General features: G+C 28.0%; 23 protein-coding genes. 12 read left to right on the forward strand and 11 right to left on the reverse strand.

Going from position 1 to position 22,910, the window contains the following annotated elements:
• Positions 1–264 precede the first annotated feature (264 nt).
• From L3B98_RS27710 to L3B98_RS27720, 3 genes are read left to right on the forward strand one after another with little or no spacing between them, the layout of a single operon-like run.
• Complete coding sequence (locus tag L3B98_RS27710; protein ID WP_077364584.1) at positions 265–489, forward strand: FeoA domain-containing protein; 225 nt, start codon at positions 265–267, stop codon at positions 487–489.
• Between the two features lie 2 nt (positions 490–491).
• Entirely contained in the window at positions 492–2,534 is a 2,043-nt protein-coding gene (gene feoB, locus L3B98_RS27715) for a ferrous iron transport protein B (protein WP_238919067.1), read from the forward strand.
• A gap of 45 nt (positions 2,535–2,579) precedes the next feature.
• Complete coding sequence (locus L3B98_RS27720; protein WP_015393984.1) at positions 2,580–2,720, forward strand: FeoB-associated Cys-rich membrane protein; 141 nt, start codon at positions 2,580–2,582, stop codon at positions 2,718–2,720.
• A 97-nt stretch (positions 2,721–2,817) separates the two neighbouring features.
• Here L3B98_RS27720 and L3B98_RS27725 read toward each other — a convergent pair whose 3' ends face one another.
• The 6 genes from L3B98_RS27725 to rpsD form a co-directional block, all read right to left on the reverse strand.
• Positions 2,818–3,660 (reverse strand): metallophosphoesterase, encoded by an 843-nt coding sequence (locus L3B98_RS27725; RefSeq protein ID WP_077364580.1) that lies wholly within the window; start codon positions 3,658–3,660, stop codon positions 2,818–2,820.
• Positions 3,661–3,701: 41 nt separating this feature from the next.
• Positions 3,702–4,109, reverse strand: coding sequence for a hypothetical protein (locus tag L3B98_RS27730; protein WP_238919068.1), 408 nt, complete (start codon positions 4,107–4,109; stop codon positions 3,702–3,704).
• 225 nt (positions 4,110–4,334) lie between these two features.
• The gene (locus L3B98_RS27735) at positions 4,335–5,195 is read right to left on the reverse strand and encodes a DMT family transporter (RefSeq protein WP_238919069.1); all 861 of its coding nucleotides are present in this window, start codon (positions 5,193–5,195) and stop codon (positions 4,335–4,337) included.
• Positions 5,196–5,773: 578 nt separating this feature from the next.
• Entirely contained in the window at positions 5,774–6,190 is a 417-nt protein-coding gene (locus tag L3B98_RS27740) for a flavodoxin (RefSeq protein WP_015393980.1), read from the reverse strand.
• A gap of 104 nt (positions 6,191–6,294) precedes the next feature.
• Positions 6,295–7,005, reverse strand: coding sequence for a hypothetical protein (locus L3B98_RS27745; RefSeq protein WP_238919070.1), 711 nt, complete (start codon positions 7,003–7,005; stop codon positions 6,295–6,297).
• A gap of 94 nt (positions 7,006–7,099) precedes the next feature.
• Positions 7,100–7,699, reverse strand: coding sequence for a 30S ribosomal protein S4 (rpsD, locus tag L3B98_RS27750; protein ID WP_238919071.1), 600 nt, complete (start codon positions 7,697–7,699; stop codon positions 7,100–7,102).
• A gap of 511 nt (positions 7,700–8,210) precedes the next feature.
• Here rpsD and L3B98_RS27755 point away from each other — a divergent pair.
• Positions 8,211–8,501, forward strand: coding sequence for a DUF2325 domain-containing protein (locus tag L3B98_RS27755; protein WP_015393977.1), 291 nt, complete (start codon positions 8,211–8,213; stop codon positions 8,499–8,501).
• A gap of 131 nt (positions 8,502–8,632) precedes the next feature.
• On the opposite strand, the gene L3B98_RS27760 is transcribed toward L3B98_RS27755, so the two are convergent.
• Positions 8,633–9,010 carry a metal-dependent transcriptional regulator gene (locus tag L3B98_RS27760; RefSeq protein WP_238919072.1) on the reverse strand — a complete coding sequence of 126 codons (378 nt, stop codon included), beginning with the start codon at positions 9,008–9,010 and terminating at the stop codon, positions 8,633–8,635.
• Positions 9,011–9,316: 306 nt separating this feature from the next.
• Between L3B98_RS27760 and L3B98_RS27765 the strand changes: the two genes are divergently transcribed.
• The 7 genes from L3B98_RS27765 to L3B98_RS27795 all read left to right on the forward strand — a co-directional run bounded on the left by L3B98_RS27765 (position 9,317) and on the right by L3B98_RS27795 (position 18,019).
• Positions 9,317–10,093 (forward strand): alpha/beta fold hydrolase, encoded by a 777-nt coding sequence (locus L3B98_RS27765; RefSeq protein ID WP_343073713.1) that lies wholly within the window; start codon positions 9,317–9,319, stop codon positions 10,091–10,093.
• Between the two features lie 66 nt (positions 10,094–10,159).
• Positions 10,160–11,107: a ketopantoate reductase family protein gene (locus L3B98_RS27770; RefSeq protein WP_238919074.1), complete on the forward strand. Its 948-nt coding sequence runs from the start codon at positions 10,160–10,162 to the stop codon at positions 11,105–11,107.
• Between the two features lie 173 nt (positions 11,108–11,280).
• Positions 11,281–12,225, forward strand: coding sequence for an AraC family transcriptional regulator (locus L3B98_RS27775; protein ID WP_238919075.1), 945 nt, complete (start codon positions 11,281–11,283; stop codon positions 12,223–12,225).
• Between the two features lie 124 nt (positions 12,226–12,349).
• Positions 12,350–14,131: an ABC transporter ATP-binding protein gene (locus L3B98_RS27780; protein WP_238919076.1), complete on the forward strand. Its 1,782-nt coding sequence runs from the start codon at positions 12,350–12,352 to the stop codon at positions 14,129–14,131.
• Positions 14,132–14,177: 46 nt separating this feature from the next.
• Positions 14,178–15,854 (forward strand): ABC transporter ATP-binding protein, encoded by a 1,677-nt coding sequence (locus tag L3B98_RS27785; RefSeq protein WP_238919088.1) that lies wholly within the window; start codon positions 14,178–14,180, stop codon positions 15,852–15,854.
• Between the two features lie 221 nt (positions 15,855–16,075).
• On the forward strand, positions 16,076–17,233 hold the full coding sequence (locus L3B98_RS27790) for a YibE/F family protein (protein ID WP_238919077.1): 1,158 nt from the start codon (positions 16,076–16,078) through the stop codon (positions 17,231–17,233).
• Positions 17,234–17,236: 3 nt separating this feature from the next.
• Entirely contained in the window at positions 17,237–18,019 is a 783-nt protein-coding gene (locus L3B98_RS27795; protein ID WP_238919078.1) for a YibE/F family protein, read from the forward strand.
• A gap of 184 nt (positions 18,020–18,203) precedes the next feature.
• Here the strand turns inward: L3B98_RS27795 and L3B98_RS27800 are convergent, their stop codons facing one another.
• The 3 genes from L3B98_RS27800 to L3B98_RS27810 all read right to left on the reverse strand — a co-directional run bounded on the left by L3B98_RS27800 (position 18,204) and on the right by L3B98_RS27810 (position 20,768).
• On the reverse strand, positions 18,204–18,839 hold the full coding sequence (locus L3B98_RS27800) for a DUF3793 family protein (protein WP_015393968.1): 636 nt from the start codon (positions 18,837–18,839) through the stop codon (positions 18,204–18,206).
• Positions 18,840–19,046: 207 nt separating this feature from the next.
• On the reverse strand, positions 19,047–19,634 hold the full coding sequence (locus L3B98_RS27805; protein WP_077364556.1) for an HD-GYP domain-containing protein: 588 nt from the start codon (positions 19,632–19,634) through the stop codon (positions 19,047–19,049).
• 309 nt (positions 19,635–19,943) lie between these two features.
• On the reverse strand, positions 19,944–20,768 hold the full coding sequence (locus L3B98_RS27810; RefSeq protein ID WP_238919079.1) for a TerC/Alx family metal homeostasis membrane protein: 825 nt from the start codon (positions 20,766–20,768) through the stop codon (positions 19,944–19,946).
• A 167-nt stretch (positions 20,769–20,935) separates the two neighbouring features.
• Between L3B98_RS27810 and L3B98_RS27815 the strand changes: the two genes are divergently transcribed.
• Positions 20,936–22,429: a YiiG family protein gene (locus L3B98_RS27815; protein WP_238919080.1), complete on the forward strand. Its 1,494-nt coding sequence runs from the start codon at positions 20,936–20,938 to the stop codon at positions 22,427–22,429.
• A 156-nt stretch (positions 22,430–22,585) separates the two neighbouring features.
• Here the strand turns inward: L3B98_RS27815 and L3B98_RS27820 are convergent, their stop codons facing one another.
• Positions 22,586–22,732, reverse strand: coding sequence for a hypothetical protein (locus L3B98_RS27820; RefSeq protein WP_015393964.1), 147 nt, complete (start codon positions 22,730–22,732; stop codon positions 22,586–22,588).
• Positions 22,733–22,910 lie beyond the last annotated feature (178 nt).

The following is a 22,910-nucleotide window of genomic DNA, read 5'->3' on the forward strand; positions in this document are numbered from 1 at the left end:
ATCCTCTTATTTTTTATTATAACAAAAAAGTAGACATACTTTTTTAATGTCTACTTTCATCTTACAACTTCAAGTATAATCAAACTTTCAGCCTTTTTTTTGATGTGGTTTTAATGAAGAACTTTAAATTCATTGTTATAGTTAATATTTTACAATAGATAACGATTATCACTCACTATTGAAGTAAAAACTCATTTAGTGTAATATATATATTGAGAACTAAATATATGTGAGAGACTTTACAAGCTTAGAGAAGGTGATTTTATGAATTTACTTAATGGAGTTATAGGAAATGAATATATAGTTTTAAATATAAATGTTGATGAAAATATAGGAAGGAGGCTTCAAGCTCTTGGATTAACAAATGGAACAAAAGTAAAAATACTAAATAATAAGAAAAGTGGTTCAATTATATTTAAAGTTAGAGGAACAAGATTAGCTATAGGAAAGAAAATAGCAGAAGGCATTTTAGTCAGCGAGGAGGAATAGACGTGGAGAAATCATTAAATGTTGCCTTTGTGGGAAATCCCAATTGTGGAAAAACAACTTTGTTTAATGCTTATACAGGAGCAAAGCTTAAAGTCGCAAACTGGCCAGGTGTTAGTGTTGAAAAAAAAGAAGGCAGTTATAAATATCAGGGGAATGATTTTAAATTAGTAGATTTGCCTGGAATATATAGTTTGACCTCTTATTCAATGGAAGAAAAGGTATCTAGACAATATATCTTAGATGATGAAGTAGATGTTGTTGTTGACATAGCAGATGCATCAAGTTTAGAACGTAATTTATATTTAACACTTCAATTAATAGAACTTGGAAAGCCTGTCGTGCTAGCTTTAAATATGATGGATATAGTAGAGCAAAGAGGCATGGAGATTGACCTTCACAGACTTCCAGAAATGCTAGGAATTCCTGTGGTGCCTGTATCTGCAAGGAAGAAAAAAGGACTAGACATATTAATGCATGCAGTAGTTCATCATAAAGATAAAAAGCTGGACAATCTAGAGCATGAGCATAAAAATAATAAGATGAGTAAACATAAACATGATCATCATCAAGAATGTGTAGTTGTTTATAGTGATGAAATTGAAGAAAAAATTGACCTTGTATCTGAACGATTAGAAAACACATATGGAGTAATAAATAATGTTAGATGGCATGCAATTAAATTATTAGAAATGGATATTGAAATACAAGAAAAATATCCAGTTGATTTATCAGATATTATTGATAGAAATTATGAAGCAGACATTACTAATCAAAAATATGATTTTATTGAAGAAATTATTGAAGAAGTTTTAGTTAATAAAGATGAAAAAGCTGAAGCAACTGATAAGATTGATAGTGTATTAACTAACAGATATTTCGGCATACCTGTATTTTTAATTATAATGGCCTTAGTATTTTTCTTCACTTTTACTATAGGTGACTTCTTAAAAGGTGGTTTTGAAGTAGGATTAGATGCGTTTTCAGAAACAACAAAAACTTTACTGGAAAGTTTAAATGTTGGTGCTACTTTAACATCATTAATAGTAGATGGAATTATTGCAGGAGTTGGAGGTATATTAACCTTTTTACCTAATATTTTTATTCTTTTCTTAGCTTTAGGGTTTTTAGAGGATAGTGGGTATATGGCAAGAGTTGCTTATGTTATGGATGGCCTTATGGGTAAGATGGGGTTATCAGGAAGGGCATTTATACCAATGATATTAGGCTATGGATGTACAGTTCCAGCAGTGATGGCAGCACGTACCCTTGAAGATGAAAAAGATAGATTAAAGACTATTCTTATAACACCATTTATGTCGTGTAGTGCTAGGTTACCTATATACGTTTTATTTTCAGAAGTGTTCTTTCCAAATTATGCAATGGCAGTTGCTTTTTCAATGTATGTAATTGGACTAGTTGTTGCAATTTTAGTGGCTATTATTGCAGGGAAAATAGGATATAAGAAAGAAGTTAATACCTTGTTAATAGAACTTCCAGAATATAAAGCTCCTAATGTAAGAACAATAGCAATATATGTTTGGGAAAAGGTTAAAGATTATTTATCAAAAGCAGGAACAACAATTTTTGTGGCTTCAATTTTTATGTGGTTTATTTTAAATTTCAATTTTACTGGAATGGTAGAAGATATCTCTCAAAGTTTTGGTGCAAGCATAGGAAGAGGATTGGTGCCGGTATTAAAGCCAGCAGGTCTTGGAATGTGGCAAATAGTTGTAGCACTTATATCTGGAATAGCTGCTAAAGAAGTAGTTGTATCAAGCTTTACAGTATTATTCAGTGTTACTAATATAACTTCAGTAGCTGGAATGGCAGCGATGGCTGGAAGCCTTGGAGAATATGGCTTTGGACCACTTAATGCATACTCACTTATGATATTTTGTCTACTATATACGCCTTGTATGGCCACAATTGCAACGGTTAAGAAAGAAACAAATTCATGGAAATTTACAATATTTATGATCTTATTCCAATTGGCTGTAGCATGGGGAATGTCAACACTAGTATTCCAAATTGGATCTTTATTTTAGGAAAATAATAATTATTTTAAATAAGATTTTAGGAGAGTGATAGAGATGACAACTTACATAATTTTGGCACTTATTGGTGCATATGTTGGATATGTTTTATATAAAAAATACAAAGATATAAAAAAAGGAAAGTTTTGTAATTGTGGCTGTGATAGCTGTGATTCTAAGAAGAAATGTCATAAATAAAGTTGTATAGAAAAATGAAGGAATACAGGTTAATTGCCCTAAAGTTCCTTCATTTTTTTATAAAATGTAAAATAATATTAAGTATATTTTAATGGCTTTATTTATCCACTTTAAATTTATCAATAAGTTCTCCTTTTGAACTTATTGCATATACTTCAATACCTCTAATAGTAATATCAATGACAACAAAATGGAATTTAGCAATAGGGGCTATTACAATTCCATTTTTATCTTTAAACTTATCTTTAAGTTTTTCTCCACAGCCACCTGTTATAACTTGATAAATGCTCTTCCCATAGTTTATTTCACGCCTCGAATAATTATGTTCATGGCCTGAAAATACAATATCTATATTATTGTCATTAACTAACTTCCAAAAAGCATCTCTATGTTCTGGAAAACTGTCGAGACAATTGCCATAATGTGCACCGGTAGGAAAAGCAGGAGAATGAACAAATACAATCTTATTTTTTATATCCGCTGAAGCAGCTTCTTTAAACCATAAAAGTTGTTTCTTTGAAATTTTGTGTATCTCATTAAAGTGAAAAGAGTTTAATATTATAAGTCTGGTGTCCTCAAAATCAACATGGTATACTGTCTTGTTATAATCTCTAAGTTCAGAATCAGGCAACATATCCTTGTAAAATATGCTGAAAATTTTTTCGAAGCTATCGTCTTCAGGTTCATTATTGACCTCATGATTTCCAAGCACTGGTATTAAAGGAGTTCTTGGATAATATTTTTCTATTAAACTTCTTAAGTTTTGAAGTTGGTTAGTTACTTCCTTTTCTTTTTTGCTGCCAGCAATGTTATCGCCACCTAATATAATATAATCAACATTAGGAATTAACTTACAAGATTCAATTAGAAGTTTTGATAATACTTTTCTATTAATACCATTGTCTTTACCTTTTGAATCATTTAAAACTAAAAATCTCATTTTTATATCACCACCAAAAGCCAAAATTATTTATTAAGTGTTCAACCTTTCTTTTTATATTTTTTCTTAGAATAATTTATCCATTGAATATATAATTCTGGTCTGTTATCTTTTAAAAAATTAAAAAATTCTTCTTTGTATCCAATATCCTCTAAACCACTAATAAGTAAATTTGGTATTGTTGATCTTTTTTTCATTGCTTTGGCTGTATCTATGAGCTTTAGTTCAACAGAAGGTAATACTATAATATGAAAAATTGCAGCATCTTGTCTTAAATATCCTACCTTAACCATAGCATCATATAGCTTAATAATTTTGCTTGAGATTTGACCAGTAAGCTTTTTTGTCAGCAAATATTCATTTAATTCAACTCCATTAATGTATTCTCTGATGATGTACTTTTCTCCAAATTCATAGAGCCTAGGGAAATGTTCATCTTTTTGAGCCATTATTAGTGAGTTTACTTCATTATTGCAATCTTTCTTTTTTTTAAAGATTTTTATACACTTTTGAGAGTTTATTTTATATACCTTACCTTGAGTACCCTTGCCTATAAGTTCTAAACCTTTTATATTCAGCTTGATGCTTATCGCCTGTTTCGAAAATAATCCAATATCATACTATGCTTAGGATAGTATTTCTATAACAGGAAATGTTGTATAAAGATTTAAATTTTATTTTTTGTTGAATATAAACATATATAAAGAAGCAAAAAATATTACAATATATCCAATGAAGCTTAGAATGTCTGGAAGGATTCCAAATAAGCATAAGCTAATTAAGGCCGAAAAAATTATATTTGTATAATCAAAAATAGAAATTTCTCTGGCTGGAGCGTATTTATAGGCAAAAGTTATACCAAATTGACCAAGACTGGCAGAGATGCCAGCACCAATAAGGAAGAAAAATTGAAGTAAGGTCATTGGTTCGTATGATAACAGCATTAAAGGGAATGTTATTATGCTTGAAAAAAATGAAAAATAGAACACTATGGTATTAGGGGCTTCTTTACCACTTAATGCTCTCACACAAGTATAGGCACCAGCAGCTGCTATACCTCCTAATGCGCCGATTAGAGAAGGTATTATCTCTAAATTAAAAGCAGGTTTAATTATAAATAGTGCTCCTATGAAGGCAATTATTATTGATATAATTTGTTTTGAATTAATTTTTTCATTTAGAAATAACCATGAAAATATTATAACAAAGAAAGGACTAAGCTTATTTAACATATTTGCATCAGATAAAACTAACCTATCAATTGAATAAAAATTGAAAATAATTCCAATGGTCCCTAAAGTGGATCTGATAATTAAAAGTTTTTGATTTTCTTTTTTGCCAAAAAAGCTAGTTGAATTTTTTAATATAAGTCCAAAAGCAACGATTAATGAAATTGCATTCCTAAAAAAGGTTTTTTGAAAAGAAGGAAGGTCCCCAGATAGCTTAATAAATGCTGACATCATAGCAAAGCCAAATGCGGATAATATTATAAAAATTATTCCTTTTGTTTTATTGTCTAATTTACTAAAATTCATTTTAATCTCCTTAAAATTTTAAAGTGTGCCTAAAATATAATTAAATTTTTATTAGATTTTAATTAATAAAATAAGAATATATAGAGGCTTAAAAATAATATATCATATACTATAATCGATGTAAAAGAAAGTCATTGTCGTTTAAGAGTAGGAGATAATAAATGGAAATAAAACAAATAGAGCATTTTGCTTTTTAAATTCTAGATGAAAAGACTTTCTTAAAATAAATATAATACAACGAATGTTGATGAAATTTATATAAATTCATCTCATTGTATTAAATTTTATTTTTAGAAAGTCCTGATATATTATAATTTTATGGATAATATATATTTTATTTTTAGTTATTACGAGCTTGTCTGTATTCATGCGTTAAGTTTTTCAGTGTGTGCAAACTGAAAATACAATTTGGTTAATCACGCAAATAGGTATAAAATATACAATTCATATTAACAAATTATATGATATAGGGAGCTATGTGTATTCATTGTTAATATAGCCATAAAATATTTAACAAATTAAGTTATAGTAAACTAGGTTTAATAAGTTAACATTTTAAGATTATTTCGTAGTTAACTTTATGCAAGTGCTATTTTTTTTCCAAAATCTAAACACTCTTGTTCATTGCCATCAGGCTCATTTTGAATTATTAATGGGGTATCTATTATAGAACAACCATATCCAATCATTCTTTCTTCAAAATCTCTCATCCATTGACCATCACCCCAGCCATAAGAACCAAAAAGTGCAACTTTTTTACCTGACACTTTAGATGAAATTTCATCTATAAAAGGATCAAATTCAGATTCCTCAAGTACCTCATCACCCATAGCTGAACAACCTAAAACAAGTATTTCATCTTTTAAAAGTTCATCAACATTTACATCTGAAACAGATGTGACTTCAGCGTTTTTGCCAGCTTCTACAATTCCGTTTTTTATTAGTTCAGCCATTTTTTCAGTATTACCTGTTCCTGACCAATATATTATTTTCATTAAAGTATCACTCCTTTGATTAAATAAATAATTATGAAAATCATTCTCAATAAGATATTACAACTAATATACAATTTTGTCAAGTATTAGTTCTTGGAAATGTTTTAAAATAAAATTGGCATATGAGTATTTAATATATCAATGAACTTTTTATTTAGCAAAGGTTCCGTCAGAACATTGTTACAAGTAAATTTAAGAGTATCTAAGCTCATAGAAAGTTCTTCGGCTATGAACTCATCATAATCAGACCAACCAATTGAATTCTTTATAAAGTCGAATACATCGGAAGGTGAATCAAATATCTTTAAAAATATTTTTTGATCAAAATCTTTATCCCATTCATTATTAAATTTTTCACAAAATGACTTCAAAGCTATATTTAGCAGCTTTTCATCAAATAGCCATAAATTGTTTAAGAAGTCGTAAGAATTATTTATAGAATTAATCATATTTAAATCAATATCTTTAGTATATTCAAGGACTTCACTAACAACTGTTGGATATGGTGATAGTGGTATATAAAAATCAAGGGATTTGCGATCAAACCAAGTAAAAAAGGCTGTAGGAAGGAAAACATGCTCTAAAAAGCCTAATAACTTATAAACAGATGGATAAACAGCAAAACCAAAGTGTACTATGTTTTTTTCATTATCTAGGATTCCAGTATAAATTATTCTTGACTTTTTAGTTATGCATTCATTTTCAAAATAACCTTCCCATAAATTATCATTTCTAAGAATTTTATGTTCCCAGAAATAATGACGCTTATATGGATTCTTACAAATATTTTTTTCACTTTTTATATTGAATTTCAAATTCGTAATACCTCCTTTTTATATTGATTAATCATAAAGATAACTAAATATTTGAAAATCAAATATTTAGTTATCTTTTAAGAGTAATTAATTATTAACTTAATCTTGAATAGTATTCTACAACTAAGGAATCATTTATTTCAATAGGTACTTCATTTCTAAGAGGATGTCTTAGAAGAGTGCCTGAAAAATCATTTTCAGTTTTATCTAAATATGGATATTTATTTAAATAATTAGATAAAAAATTATTTTTAAATAATTCATTTTTTTGTGATTTTTCTCTTAAAGTAATTACATCTCCAATGCTTACATTAAAGGAAGGTATATTTACTTTGCTGCCATTTACTAAAAAATGTCCATGCACCACCATTTGGCGTGCTCCAGCTAATGAATTCGAAAATCCAAGTCTGTACACTATATTATCAAGTCTACATTCTAATCTTTTAATTAGAGAATAGCCAGTTTGCTCCTTATCTTTAAGAGATTTTTTCACATAAGTTGAGAATTGTTTTTCCATTACTCCGTAATATGCTCTTAAACGTTGTTTTTCTAATAATTGTATACCGTAAGAAGAAAGTTTTTTAGCATTTCTTGCACTGCCATTGTTTGCTCTCTTCATTGCATTAGGATGTCCTATAACGTTTAATCCTAATCTTCTACATAATTTAAATCTCGGTGTTCTCATTTTTGCCATAATAATTATCATCTCCATACAGAAATTTGCCGCGATAAAATTAAGCCTGAAAATAATATAGCATAAAATAAATAAAATGTAAATGAAAATCATTATCAATAATGCTGTTATATAAATTAATAGATATTATTCAATTTCAAGTGTTTAAAGTTCTTTTTATAACACTAGACAATTTGTGTAAATTGTATTAAACTGATATTAGTTAGTCAAAACTAACCAATATTAGTTTAATTTGAATATTTACAAGAGTTAATTATTGCTGAGATAATTGTAAAAATTCTAACAATAATAAATATAGTTATAGGAATTATAGAAAGAAATTAGAGTATTATATTATTGGGTTAGTTAAGACTAACTTGATGAAGATATTAAGTAGGAACAATTAAGGAAGAGTTAAAATATTTTAGTTGTTAGGGCAAAACATATTAACTAGATAATCGCTAACATTAAAAGAATACACATAATGAATTTTGTTTAGAAAATTTTTATTATAAAAAAGGAGAGATGATAAATGAGTATTGTTATAATTGGTGGACATGATCGAATGGTATGTGAGTACAAAAGAATATGTAAAAATTATAATTGTAAAGCAAAAATATTTACGCAAATGCCTAACAATTTAGGTAAACAAATAGGAAAACCAGATTTACTAGTCCTATTTACAAATACTGTATCTCATAAAATGATACAATGTGCTTTAGCTAATTTAGATTCAAATAAAGCAGAACTTATTCGATGTCATCAGAGTAGTGGTACTGCATTGAAAAAAATATTAGATTGTAAATTTAGTAATAGTAAATAGTATAAAAGATGTTAGGAAGGAACTTTTGAAATATAAAATTTTAGATATTTTTATGTCAATAAAGCAAATCATGTATATAAAATATAACTCATTATAAGGGATAACCACAATTATAAAAAAATAATTGTGGGTTAATTTTTGAATATATTTTTTTCTACATATTTTTTTATTGCTTCAAAACTTTCAGTACTTATAACATGTTCAATTCTACAGGCATCTTCAGTAGCAATCTGGGCATTTACTCCAAGAGATTCTAACAAACTAGATAGTAAAGTGTGTCTTTCATAGACCATACTTGCTATTTTTTTCCCCTCTTTAGTTAGAGAAATGTGACCTTCATCTGTTATAATTATGTATTCCTTTTCGCGGAGATTCTTCATAGCAACACTCACACTAGATTTCTTAAAATTGAGTTCATTAGCAACATCAACAGAACGAACAGCAGGCAAGTTTTTGCTTAATATTAAAATAGTTTCTAAATAATTTTCGGCTGATTCATTTACATTCATATTACAAACCTTCCTTCTATAAACTTTAAGCAGTTAAGTTCAATGATTATCGACGTAAGTATATCATAATATATAGTCAACATCAAATATTATAGTCTTCTAGGGTAAGAATTTTTGCTAAAAAAATTAGTATTAGAAAAGTTTTAATTTGGTAGCTAAATATATATCTTAGAGTTTGTAATAAAAAATAACAGAAGTATAATTGTATGGGGTTAAAAATGACTAGCTGATTTTAATTTTATATTCTTTGTTAGTTGATTTAATAATATAGATAGGAGCATGCCTAAATTTTAAATAATAGAGAAGGTGATACTTTTGAAAGTATATGAATTTGGAAATGATGAAAACTTGGCTATTATGTTATTGCCTGGAACCTGCTGTCATTGGAAAAATAATTTTTCTCGGGTAATAGATTTGTTAGCAGAAGATTTTTTTGTTGTATGTGTATCCTATGATGGTTTTGACGAAACAGAAAAAACAGAGTTTCGTGATATGCTCACTGAAGTAGCAAAAATTGAAGATTATATTAAGCAAAGATTTAATGGGAAAATACATGCTGTATATGGGTGCTCTTTAGGAGGTTCTTTCGTAGGTTTGATGGTGCAACGAAAAAAAATTCATATGGAACATGGAATTTTAGGCAGCTCAGATTTGGATCAAGCTACAAGACTAATTGCTGTAGTTCAAACAAATCTTATGGTTTTATTATTTTATGGGATATTGCATTGTGGAAGAATTCCTAGATTCCTTAGAAAATATATGCTAAAAAAGTGTGGAGAAGAGTATACAAAAAATGCACTTTATATGATGGGTGTAGGTGGTGTTGATATGTCCTTTGTTACTAAGAAGAGTATGAAAAATCAATTTTATACTGATCTTATAACAAAACTAGAGGACAATATTGAAGTACCAAATACAACAATTCATTGCTTGTATGCTGCTAAAATGGGAGAACAATATAAAAATAGATATGAGCAGCATTTTATTAGACCTCATATTATCCAACATGGTTTATTACATGAAGAACTTCTTTTATGTGGGCCAAATAAATGGATTGAGATTGTTAAACATTGCATATTATAAAATTGTATATTGAAGCTGTCGATTAGGTGTGTATTTAGTGAAAATTTATTAAGGGGATGAAGGTTAATGAAAATATTAATATATGGAGCAGGTGTCGTAGGGTCTTATGCGGCTCATGAATTAAAAAGGGTAGGTCATAAGGTTACAATTCTTGCAAGAGGCAAAAGATATCAAGAACTAAAAGAAAAAGGCTTAGTAATTAGACATTGGCTACAAAGAAAAACAACAGTAGATAAAATTAATATAGTAAAAGAGTTACTGATAGATGAGCAATATGATGTGACTTTTGTAGTCATGCAGAACTTGCAAGTAAAAGAGGTATTGCAAGCAATCAGTGCCAATGTTAGATGCCCTTTATTTGTGTTTGTTGGTAATGAAGATAAAGCAAAAGAAATAAGAGAGGAAATTAGAAAAACATCGACAAGTAATCCTAGGATACTTTTTGGTTTTTTTAGTATCGGTGGAAGACGTGAAGAGAGTAAAGTGATTAGCGTACATACAAAATATCCAGATTTTGATATTGGGGATTTAGATGGGAAGAATGATTATAGACCTATTATAGAAAAAATATTTATGGAAACAAGGTTTAAAGTGCATTATCACAAAAATATGGATGATTTTTTTAAGACACATATAGCATTGATTATGCCGCTTGCATATTTAGCATATATGTCAAATTGTGATTTGAAAAAAATAGCATGGAATAAAAAGGCTTTAAATGCTGTTATTGATGCAATATTAGAAGGCTGTGATGTATTAGTTAAGTTAGGATATAAAATTGATCCTGAAAATACTTTGAAACTGCTAAAAAATCACAGAAAAATAGTTTATTATGGATTAAAGATATGTGCACTAACACCTGTTGGCAGGCTTGCAATAAGTGATCATTGTAAATCAGCATATTATGAAATGGAATATTTAGATAGAGCACTTTTAGAATTGATTAAAAAATCAAATATGTCAACACCTAATATAAGTAGCCTCAGAGAATATCTTATTAAATATGAACATTAAAAGAATATTCATAACTACTTACAATTAACTTGTTTTTATTTTGGAGCTAAATATGTTATTTTGGGTTAGAAGTTAAATGTTCATCAGAGTATAATTTAATTAGGTTAGTTAGAACTAACTCATTGCGATATTTCTATTAAGAAAATATGTAGCTAGATTAGAGGTGAATTTGTTTGAAAAAAATTTATATTGAAGAAAATATTGATATTTGTTTATTTGAAGTTTTACCAGGAATAGTTATTCGTTATGAAGATTTTGAGAATAAGGATTTGGTAGAAGTTGCCAATAAGGTAAATGTAAAAGATATACAAGATGAAATGATAGAAATTAGTTATTGTCATGAGGGAAATATAGAATGTGTCTTTGAAGGTGGAGGATGTGTATATATGAGGAGTGGTGATTTATATGCAGGATTAGTAGAGAAATATCCTCCAATAGTTAGTACATTACCAGCTGCAAAATATAAAGGAGTATCTATATACTTGTATGTTAATAAACTGTCTTATTCTATGCCAGGAATTTTAAATTATGCTTTAGGAGATATAAATGAATTCAAAGAAAAGTTATTTCCTACAGAAAAGTATTTTTGGAAAGTTGGAAATTGTATCAACTGGGTTGGAGGAAAGATCGAAAGAATTTTTTTAGATTTAAATAATTTACCTAACTTAAAAGAAAAGGCGAAAGATAATTATATGAAAATTAAGGTGGTAGAACTTCTTTTGCTATTAAGTGAGACTTGCGCCAATGGAAATAAAGCTAAAAACAAATATTACTTAAAATCTCAAACAGAACTTGTGAAAAATATTCATGATGAGATTATTAACGATTTATCTAAGAATTTTACTCTAAAAGAATTGTCAGATAGACATGGCATCAGTCAAATTGGACTAAAGAACTGTTTTAAAGCTATGTATGGTAAAAGTATTGCAAAATATACAAAGGCTTACCGAATGGAATATGCTGCAGCGATGCTTAGGAAGACTGATGAAACTGTTATGAATATATCAGCAAGTGTTGGATATGAAAATCAAAGTAAATTTGCAGCGGCTTTTAAAGAGGTTTTTGGAGTGAAGCCAACTGAATATAGGAAAGGAGATATGGCAACATATAAAATTTAAATATATTAAATCTAATTAATAAAGGTTTGATAAATATGATAAAAATATGTACGGGTTAGTTGTGACTAACATGTTTGTAAAGAGTTTAAATAGGTCAGTTTTAAATAAAAGGAGAGGTTTTGAAATGAAAAAGGAATCTAGTATGTCAAAGTTATTTGGATATGCCGGAAAATTTAAATATCTAACAATAGCTTCTTGGATATTATCTGGGGCAAGTGCACTTTTTGCATTAATACCATTCGTGTATATATGGAAAATTATTAAAGATGTATTGGAGGTTTCACCAAATTACAGTGCAGCTGAAAATCTATCATATTATGGTTGGATGGCAGTAATTTTTTCGGCTTGTTCTATGGTTATTTATATAGGAGCTTTAATGTGCTCTCATATAGCGGCTTTTCGTGTTCAGGCAAATATGCGATCAAGAGCTATGCATCATATTCTCACCTTACCTTTAGGATTTATGGATGATGTTGGAAGTGGGAAGATTAGAAAAATTGTAAATGAGTCTAGTGCAGCGACTGAGACTTACTTAGCTCACCAATTGCCTGATAGAGCAGGTGCTTTAGCAACTCCAATTGGTCTGCTTGCTATGCTTTTGGTATTTGATTGGCGTCTTGGAATGCTAAGTTTAATACCTGTTGTGATTGCTTTTATTATTATGTCAGCAATGACTGGAACCAAGATGAAGCAAAAAATGAAAGAATATCAAAACTCTTTAGAACAGATGTCAAATGAAGCAGTTGAATATGTGCGTGGTATACCAGTAGTAAAAACCTTTGGACAGTCTGTATTTTCGTTTAAGCGATTTAAAAGCGCCATAGACAGTTATGAAAAGTGGGTTATTTCTTATACTAAGGATTTACGTATGCCAATGGTATTTTATACTACAGCTATTAATTCAGTTTTTGCTGTATTAATAGCTGCGGCTTTAGTTTTTACCCAAAATGGAGTTACAAATGAGTTTTTATTAAATCTTTTGTTCTATATTATAATTACGCCTATTATAACAGTTACATTAAATAAAATTATGTTTTCCAGTGAAAATATGATGATAGTTGAGGATGCATTAGAGCGTATTGATAGCATAATGGACATGAAGCTACTAGTAGAAACCAAAGCACCTAAAAATCCAAAAGATAACTCAGTGGTACTTAAGGATGTGTCCTTTCACTATAAAGATGCAAAAGAAAATGCCTTAAACCGAATTTCATTGAAAATTAATCCAGGTGAGCATGTAGCTTTTGTTGGTCCCTCTGGAGGTGGGAAAACAACTTTAGCTAGTGTAATAGCTCGTTTTTGGGATGTAGATAGTGGGGAAGTTTTAATTGGAAACGCAAATGTTAAGGATATTCCAAAAGAAGAATTGATGAATATAGTATCCTTTGTATTTCAGGACAGTAGACTTTTGAAAACTTCCATTTTGGAAAATGTTAGACTTGCCAAACCAAACGCCACAAGGGAAGAAGTATTAAAAGCACTAAAAGATACTCAGTGTGAGGATATTATAGAAAAAATGACAGATGGAATTGATACTATAATTGGAACAAAAGGAAATTACCTTTCAGGAGGTGAGATGCAACGTATTTCTATTGCAAGGGCTATGCTAAAAAATGCTCCTATTTTAATACTGGACGAGGCTACAGCTTTTGCTGATCCAGATAATGAATCAAAGGTACAAGAGGCGTTTTCAATTTTATCAAAAGGAAAAACAGTATTTATAATAGCACACAGACTTTCTACTGTTACAGAAACAGATTGTATCTATGTTTTAAAAGATGGAGGTATCTGTGAATTTGGAGCTCATTCAGAATTAATACAACAAGAGGGATTATATTCACATATGTGGAACCAATATAATAGTGCTGTAAAATGGAAGGTTGGTGTTAAAAGTGAAATTAATTGAAAAACTGCAACATAAGTATGCACTTTCTGAAAAAGGTGCAAAAGACATGATAAAAGCATTCATCGCTTGTACTTTATCATATATTGTGCTAATGATGCCTGTAGGACTTCTTTATTATCTGGTGGGAGATTTGATGCATAATAATATTGGAGGAATTAATCTCTCCTACTATATAATTGGTATTGCAGTATGTTTAGTGTTAATATTCATTACAACATATTTTCAGTATAATGCAACATTTTTAGCAACATACATAGAAAGTGGGATTAGGAGAATATCCTTAGCTGAAAAACTAAGAAAACTTCCTCTTTCTTTCTTTGGAAAAAAGGATTTGGCGGATTTAACAAGTACGATTATGGCTGACTGTTCTACGCTGGAAACTGCATCTTCTCATTGGATTCCAGAGCTTATAGGATCTATTATTTCAACCTTTTTAGTTGCAGTGAGCTTATTCTTTTTTGATTGGCGTATGGCAATAGCAGCTTTATGGGTGCTTCCTGTTTCATTTATAATTGTCTTACTTTCATCAAAAGTACAATATACACTAGGAAAAAAACAAATGGGTGTAAAAATGGCTTGTGCAGATGGAATTCAAGAGTGTTTAGAATCTGTTAGAGATTTGAAAGCAAACAATGCAGAAGCAACATATATGGGTCAATTGGATATAAAAATTAAAAATGTAGAAAAACGTTCAATAATTACAGAACTTGGAACTGCCATTTTTGTTGCATCAGCCCAAATGATTTTAAAGCTTGGAATAGCTACCGTTGCACTTACTGGTGGAATGCTTCTTGTAGATGGAAGTTTGGATGTTTTGACTTTCTTTATGTTTTTGCTTTTGGTATCAAGATTATATGATCCTATGCAAATGTCATTGCAGAATTTAGCAGCTATTATTGCAGCTAATATCCAGTGTGAACGTATGAATGAGATACTTGAACATGATGTACAGACTGGTGTTGAAGCACTCACAAATAAAGGTTATGACATTGTATTTGACCAAGTTGAATTTGCATATGCTAATAAGGAAACTGTATTAAAAAATGTATCCTTTACAGCTAAACAAGGAGAGGTTACTGCATTAATTGGACCATCTGGTGGTGGAAAAACTACGGTATCAAGATTAGCAGCACGATTTTGGGATATTAAAAAAGGGAAAATTACTATTGGAGGTATGAATATTTCAAAAATTGATCCTGAAATATTAATGGGATTACATTCAATTGTATTTCAAGATGTTACTTTATTTAACAATACTATTATGGAAAATATCCGTATTGGAAGAAAAAATGCTACAGATGAAGAAGTAATACAAGCTGCAAAACTTGCTCATTGTGATGAATTTGTAGAGAAATTGCCAAAAGGATGGAATGCAATGATTGGTGAAAATGGCTCTGAACTTTCAGGTGGTGAACGTCAAAGAATATCAATTGCAAGAGCCTTTTTAAAGAATGCACCTATTATATTATTAGATGAAGCAACAGCTTCACTAGATGTTGAAAATGAAACTATAATACAAGAAGCATTATCAAGACTTATTGAAAATAAAACAGTACTTATTATTGCACATAGAATGAGAACAGTAACAGGTGCGGATAAAATTGTAGTCTTAAAGGATGGTATTGTAGCGGAACAGGGAAGTCCAGAGAAATTAGTAAAAGAAGGAACAATATATAAGCATATGGCTGAAATTCAATTAGAAGCAGCTTCTTGGAAGATTTAGGTTTCCTTAAAAATAATAAAATAGTATAAAGTAATTGGAAAGTTAATTTTGTATAAAATGCAAGGTTAACTTTTTTTATTAAAAATTGAAAGTAATTATTGTTTGATTATAAAGAGTAATACGAAGTTATATTTGATTAAATAAAATCAGAAGAGTATAATTTTAAAATGTAAATTTTATTGTTAATTTGCAAACGCATTATTAAATTAGCGAGGTGGAAAATGTCTAAAGATTTAATCAAAAAAATATTCAATTTTAGGGCTACTGAAATAAATAAATTTAGTAAAAAGAAATTAGTGCTTGGTGCAATATTGATAATAATATCTTTAATAAGTTTGTTCTTTATATCTAATAATGAAAGTTTCTATGATAAACCAATAGGTAAAATAATTTCAATAGAAGAAAAAGAATTTGATAAAAAGACAGATGATGGAAAAATAGAATTAATGAAAAATCAAAAAATTAAAACAATCATAATGAATGGAAATCATAAAGGGGAAGTAGTTGAAGCTAATAATATAACTTCATTTTCACAAGTTAATGATCTTAATTTAAAGGTAAATGATGAGGTCTTTTTATCAATTACTGATAATGATAACCATAATATATCATCTGTAAAAATAACTGAATTTAAACGAGATAAATATATTGTGTTAATAATGATCATATTTATTATTCTAATACTATTAGTTGGACAAAAAAAAGGTATTAGATCCTTAGCAAGTTTAATTGTGAATATTATTATTTTGCTTATTATAACTGAATTGTTCACTAAGGGTTACTATTTAATGATATGTTCAATAATAGCTAGTATACTTTTTATAATTTTTTCTATTGTTATAGTTAGTGGTAGAAACAAGAAAAGTTTTGCAGCAATAGTTGGAACTTTAACGGGAACATTAATATCAATGATAATAGCAGGAGTTGTTATTAAAATAAACAATTGGAGTGGGGTCCACTTTGAAGAAATGGATTTTCTTACTCAGCCTCCAGAAACAATATTTTTCATAGAGTTAATTATAGGAACCTTGGGAGCAATAATGGATATTGCAATTTCAATTTCTTCAGCGGTTAAGGAATTATATGATAAGAATCCTAATACTAGTAGAAGAGTCATAGTTAGATCTGCAAGAGAAATTGGACAAGACATTATGGGAACTATGTCTAACACTTTAGTTTTTGCATATTTAAGTGGCAGCATACCAACTATATTGTTATTTTTAAGAAATGGTGTACCTATTACCTATATAGTCAGCATTGATCTATCGCTAGAATATATGAGAGCAATTGTTGGAAGCATTGGAATTGTATTAAGTATTCCTATTACAATATATGTTTCGATTTTAATTCTTAAAAATCATAATATGGGAGAAATTTAAGTTATGAATATTATATTAATATTACTAGTAATACTATTAATTCTTATGGCAGCTGTTGGTGGTGGAAGAGGAATACAATCCTTCTTTACATTAATTTTAAATTTTGGTACGTTATTTTTTATGCTCATACTAATCGGTGCTAAAATTGATCCAATTAAAGTTACTTTTATAGGAGCAATGATTATTAGCTTTTTTAGTTTATTTTTCATTAATGGGTTTAATAAAAAAACATTTGCGTCGCTGCTATCTGTTATAGCAGTAATACTAATAGTAATGCTTGCAACGTATAAACTGGGAATAAATGCACAAATACAAGGCTTTAGTAATGAACAAATAGATCTGGTTTCGTTTTATTCTTTATATGTTCAAATTGATTTTTCTAAAATAGTTGTCTGTGAAATATTGATTGGATTGTTAGGGGCGATTATTGATGTATCCATATCAATATCTTCAGCTATGAATGAAATTTATAAGAATAATTCACTTATATCAAAACATGAATTATTTAAATCAGGCATGAATATAGGAAAAGATATTTTAGGAACAATGACAAATACATTATTTTTTGCATATATAAGTGGTTTTATGACTTTAATGATATATTTCAATCAACTTAATTATTCTTTTGCAACAATAATAAATGCAAAGGTATTTTGTTCAGAAGTATTTCAGTCAATGTGTTGTGGTATAGGAATTATTTTAATTATACCTATTACTGCTTTTTTTACATCGGAATTAATATTTGTTAAATGGAAAAATAAAGAGAGAATTAGTGTAATAGAATAAAAAAATACCTTCCAAGAAGTAAGAATCATGATAACTTATATCTTCTTGGAAGGTTTTATATAAATTTTATGGAATGTATATTATTAAGGAAATTTAAAATAGTTTGTTTGTGTTCATTTTGTGAATTTTCAGGTATGTGGACTGAAAATCCTAATTATGGCTAGTAAATATATAATTTGGAGGATTATATATACTGTACTTTTTTATTAAAGGAGCTTTTTATGCTTAAAGCTAGGTCATGCGATGAGTTTCCTTTAAGCATAGTTTTTATTGTATATTCTTTTATTTTATCATAGTTGTTAAAAATTATTTTTGCTCTATTACTGTCGTTATATACTTTCCAGTAACCGCATAATAAACATTTTTTGGGTTCACATTCCATAAAATCTTTGACGTCTTTAATAGGTATTCCGAGGAATAACCCAAGTTCGTGAGGACAATGATATTGAGCATATCTTGATTTTAGTGTATTAACATAAGTATCAATAGAAGAATTTTTAGAATAGCCTAGATTAATTAAAAAATCTTGATTTTGCTCATAATTTAAATATTTTTCTAGTAAGGATTCTTCATAAATCATAATAATAAGTGCAGTGGAATCATTTCTTAATTCAATATAGTTTAAGTTAATATCTTTTATAAATGAATGCCCAAAACTTTTCCAACTATTATATAATTTGTGCTTATTCTTTTTCAATGTTATTGTAACAGCTGGTTTAACTCCTGCAATTATCAAAGACACATTGTAAACCAAAAAAGTTTCAATATATTCTTTATCTTCTAATGAATTTAATTTGTTGTGAAAATCTAAATATCCCATTTTTATATCACCGCCAAGTTATTTTTATGCTGAAAAATTTTCTACATATTCTTATTGTTTCCATTTTAATTTTTTTTATTAATTAAAGTAGAGGAAAACTTTTAGAATTGTATAAAATAAAATGAAAATCATTCTCAATTAGAGAATATACTAATTGAGAACTTTTGTCAAGAAATATTTATAAATAAATAATTAATTAATAATATTTTATGAGTATTGGGGTGTTACAATAACATTCCAATTTTCAATTAAGCAATCAGTTATTTTAGGATCATACATTATTTCTTTATTTTTTAATATTTCATTATAACAATCAATATTACTTATTACTTGCTTATAAGGTCTTTTGCTTCTCATAGCATCAATTGAATCACAAAGGGCTATTATTCTAGAACCTAATGGAATTTCATTTTTAGAAAGTTTAGATGGATATCCAGTTCCATTCCATTTTTCATGATGATATAAAACTATTCTAGCAATTTCTTTTAAACTATTCGTATTTTTTAATATATTATATCCTATTTCAGAATGCATTTTCATTTGCATCCATTCATGTTCGTCAAGTTTACCTTTTTTATTAAGTACATTATCAGGAACACCTATTTTCCCAATATCATGTAAGTGACCAGCTATATGGATCATTTGTAAAGTGTAATCATCTAGTTTTAATTTCTTGCCTAATTCATAGGCCATATTACCAACTCTTGTAGAGTGGCCTGCTGTATAAACATCCTTTGCATCTAATGCTGCAGCCAATGCTTCAATTATGTCATGATACATTTCTTGGTTCAACATTATTTTTTATCCTTTCTGGTATATATTAATATTGCTTCCTAAATTATTTGTGATAATTATTTTTTAAATAAAGACTTATCACAATAAAATTATTCTTAACAATAATATAGCAGATGATTTTAAAAATGTAAATGAAATTCATTATCAGTAAGAAAATCCATTTAATCTCGTTTTGATAAGGGGAATATAATATATTATTTAGAATAGTCTTAAGGAGTGGCGTTAACTTTGTAAGCAAGAAAGAAAAGTTGTTTGATTAATGGTAGAATTAATCAAACAACTTTTGGCTCCTTTTTCATTATACAATATTTACTTCTGTTTTTTCTTATTAATCATTATAGAAACTAGTACACTCAGTATAAGTATAGAGATAATAACAGTAAGTGAAGCTCCAACTGATATATGATATTTAAATGATATACCAAGTTTTATTCCTGTGAATATAAGTATTAATCCGACTCCATACTTTACGTATTCAAAGGTACTGTGAAGCTTTTCAAGAATAAAATATAAATTTCTAAGTCCTAATATAGCAAAAATATTTGAGGTATATACTATAAAAGCATTTGTTGTTATGGCAAAGATAGCAGGTATTGAATCTATGGCAAAAAGTAAATCTGAACCTTCAATTAAAAATAGCAAAGCAAATAAAGGCGTTGCATGAAGAACATTATTAATTTTAACAAAGAATTTTTCGTCGTGAAGTTCCTTAGTAACTGGAACTATTTTCTTTAAAAGTTTTATTAATTTACTATTTTCAAAGGATACATCTTCTTCTTTATTAATCATTATTTTTATACCACTAATAATGAGCAGGACTCCAAACACATATAAGACCCATTTGAAGGTATTTATAATAGCAATCCCTAATATAACAAATATAAATCTTAATATAATAGCTCCAAATATACCATAACTTAATACTCTTTTTTGATATGTTGCACTGATTCCAAAGCTTGAGAATATCAGTAAAAAGAGAAATAAGTTATCAACGCTAAGACTAAGCTCAATAATATACCCTCCAAGAAATTCTAAGGCGCTATCAGAGCCCATGTAATACCATATAGCTAAATTAAATATAATTGCTATTAACGTAATTAGTAAAAATTTAAATAAATGTTTTCTGGTGGACATAATTTACAGCTCCCTTCAGACAAAGTTTGTATTAATTATTTCTATTTTCTCTAATATATACAAAATTAATACAAAAAGCAAATATAAAAGTATTATTAGACTTTACCTATTTAGTTAAAAAATAGTATAATACAAATATTGTGGGGAAAGTTGAGGAGTGGGAAATAATGCATGTTAGTTTCAATTATAAAACATATGAAGAGAGTAAAATAGCTACTATATTATCAATAACAGGAGGAGTATTTAATATATTTGGGAAGATAATACCTGTGACTTTTCTTGTCCAATTAATCAAGGCAATAGGTGAGAAGAACAAAACAGGAGAATCTAATTTATTATCAATTATCATTTTTAGTGTTATTCTAAGTATTGTTATGTTTATTATTGGTTTTATATTTAATATTATAGCTAAAAAAATAGCATTAAAGGAACGTGAGAAAAGATTACAGCTAAACTGTGAAGAAATTGATGATTTAATTTATAAGAAACCTGAACTTAAGAAATGGTTTTTAGATAATCATCCTGATTATAGATTATTACATAGAAGTGATATAGGATATAAAAATATTGATGATATTAATACGGAAATTGATGATAAAAAAATAGAATTCGCAAAAAAGAAAAAAAGACTGTTGATATTCTATTTTTGTTCATTTTTATTAGTAGCTATAGCTATTGCTTTATTTCAAAATGATAATAGCAGAAAGGGCAATAAAAGTGAAAGTAATTATAAAAGCTCTGAAACTAACAATGTTAGCAGTAATAATGGCAAAAATTCTGATGCTGAATATGATAAGAAATACCAATGTTATGTAAAATTCAATAATGATATCGTTGATTGTTATAATCAATCTATTGATTTATATTTTAAGAGTAAAGGTAATAGTGAAATCCTAAAACATAAGTATAATCCAAATAAAGTTGATATGGGACCAATTTTGAAGCAAAAATACGATAATATAGAAAAAGTAAAAAAAGCTGCAAATTCAAATCCTAAAATTGAAATTGATGAAGATGTAATTAAATTGGCTGATGCAACACAAAAAGTTTATGATTTAATTAGCGAAATTTATTATGCTTATGGTGGTAACGAAGAGTATGGAAAGAAAAATGATAAAACAAAAGAGCAATTACATAAAGAGTTTTACAACTATGTAAAGGAATATGATGAGATCTATAGCAATTTTAATAAAAAGTTCGATAAAGTATCCATTGAACATATGCAGAGTGAATTAAAAAAATATGAGGATAGTGAAGATATGGATTCATACCACACGTTAAATATGCTTATTAAATCTGAAGAGCTTTATAGATATTTTATTGATAATAATATTACCAATAAAAATTTATTTAGCATGAATTTAGATGAATATAAGAAGCTTTTGGATGATTATAATAAGGCCTATTTAGATTTCCAAAAGCAAGATATAAAAGGTGGAACAACGCATACTTCTGGATTTAAAGAATTTGTACAGGCATATCATAGTTTTGTTAATAACATGGTCAACATGGTAAATAATAAAACATTTGATGCGGGAGAATTAGATGCTAAGCCAGGACTGGTTGGTCCAGATGATGATGAAGACATTCAAACACGTCTTTATTTTTATATTGATAGAATGGTTTCAGAATATAATAGTATTCAACTTTTTAAAAAGTAAATGAAACGACTAGTTAAATTATTTATAAGTTGTGAAATAAAACAGATTATTAAATAAATGTAAAAAAGAAGCATACATAGAATATGGTATGCTTCTTTTTTACAAAAATTATATATTTAGCTAAAAAACATCACTATTTAAATTTAATATATGAATTTATCTTTGAAATCTATCATCATATATATTTCTCTTAGGATTTTGATTTACACGAACATAAGCATATTCAGGAGTTCTATATTCTCGTCCAAAGATTAGAAATTCGAAAATTTTCTTAGCATAAGTTTTAATTAATAATTTATTCATTTAACATCACTCCTTACTTGTATGTTAATACTAATTATACAAGAATATTTAGAAAATTTCAACAATTATCAATAAATAATTATTATTACATACAAAAAAATCCATAATTCCCATGGTTAATTTATTGTTTACAAAGGTTGACGCTTATATAATATAAATGGGATATACACAATAAGGA

It is taken from the genome of Clostridium sp. YIM B02555 (assembly GCF_022320955.1).
Lineage (GTDB): Bacteria > Bacillota > Clostridia > Clostridiales > Clostridiaceae > Clostridium > Clostridium saccharoperbutylacetonicum.

What these genes read in the sequence shown, in the direction of transcription:
- L3B98_RS27710 (WP_077364584.1), top strand. Translation starts at nt 265, where the DNA reads ATGAATTTACTTAATGGAGTTATAGGAAATGAATATATAGTTTTAAAT.
- L3B98_RS27720 (WP_015393984.1), top strand. Translation starts at nt 2,580, where the DNA reads ATGACAACTTACATAATTTTGGCACTTATTGGTGCATATGTTGGATAT.
- L3B98_RS27725 (WP_077364580.1), bottom strand. Translation starts at nt 3,660, where the DNA reads ATGAGATTTTTAGTTTTAAATGATTCAAAAGGTAAAGACAATGGTATT.
- L3B98_RS27730 (WP_238919068.1), bottom strand. Translation starts at nt 4,109, where the DNA reads ATGGCTCAAAAAGATGAACATTTCCCTAGGCTCTATGAATTTGGAGAA.
- L3B98_RS27735 (WP_238919069.1), bottom strand. Translation starts at nt 5,195, where the DNA reads ATGAATTTTAGTAAATTAGACAATAAAACAAAAGGAATAATTTTTATA.
- L3B98_RS27740 (WP_015393980.1), bottom strand. Translation starts at nt 6,190, where the DNA reads ATGAAAATAATATATTGGTCAGGAACAGGTAATACTGAAAAAATGGCT.
- rpsD (WP_238919071.1), bottom strand. Translation starts at nt 7,699, where the DNA reads ATGGCAAAAATGAGAACACCGAGATTTAAATTATGTAGAAGATTAGGA.
- L3B98_RS27755 (WP_015393977.1), top strand. Translation starts at nt 8,211, where the DNA reads ATGAGTATTGTTATAATTGGTGGACATGATCGAATGGTATGTGAGTAC.
- L3B98_RS27760 (WP_238919072.1), bottom strand. Translation starts at nt 9,010, where the DNA reads ATGAATGTAAATGAATCAGCCGAAAATTATTTAGAAACTATTTTAATA.
- L3B98_RS27770 (WP_238919074.1), top strand. Translation starts at nt 10,160, where the DNA reads ATGAAAATATTAATATATGGAGCAGGTGTCGTAGGGTCTTATGCGGCT.
- L3B98_RS27780 (WP_238919076.1), top strand. Translation starts at nt 12,350, where the DNA reads ATGAAAAAGGAATCTAGTATGTCAAAGTTATTTGGATATGCCGGAAAA.
- L3B98_RS27785 (WP_238919088.1), top strand. Translation starts at nt 14,178, where the DNA reads ATGATAAAAGCATTCATCGCTTGTACTTTATCATATATTGTGCTAATG.
- L3B98_RS27790 (WP_238919077.1), top strand. Translation starts at nt 16,076, where the DNA reads ATGTCTAAAGATTTAATCAAAAAAATATTCAATTTTAGGGCTACTGAA.
- L3B98_RS27795 (WP_238919078.1), top strand. Translation starts at nt 17,237, where the DNA reads ATGAATATTATATTAATATTACTAGTAATACTATTAATTCTTATGGCA.
- L3B98_RS27800 (WP_015393968.1), bottom strand. Translation starts at nt 18,839, where the DNA reads ATGGGATATTTAGATTTTCACAACAAATTAAATTCATTAGAAGATAAA.
- L3B98_RS27805 (WP_077364556.1), bottom strand. Translation starts at nt 19,634, where the DNA reads ATGTTGAACCAAGAAATGTATCATGACATAATTGAAGCATTGGCTGCA.
- L3B98_RS27810 (WP_238919079.1), bottom strand. Translation starts at nt 20,768, where the DNA reads ATGTCCACCAGAAAACATTTATTTAAATTTTTACTAATTACGTTAATA.
- L3B98_RS27815 (WP_238919080.1), top strand. Translation starts at nt 20,936, where the DNA reads ATGCATGTTAGTTTCAATTATAAAACATATGAAGAGAGTAAAATAGCT.
- L3B98_RS27820 (WP_015393964.1), bottom strand. Translation starts at nt 22,732, where the DNA reads ATGAATAAATTATTAATTAAAACTTATGCTAAGAAAATTTTCGAATTT.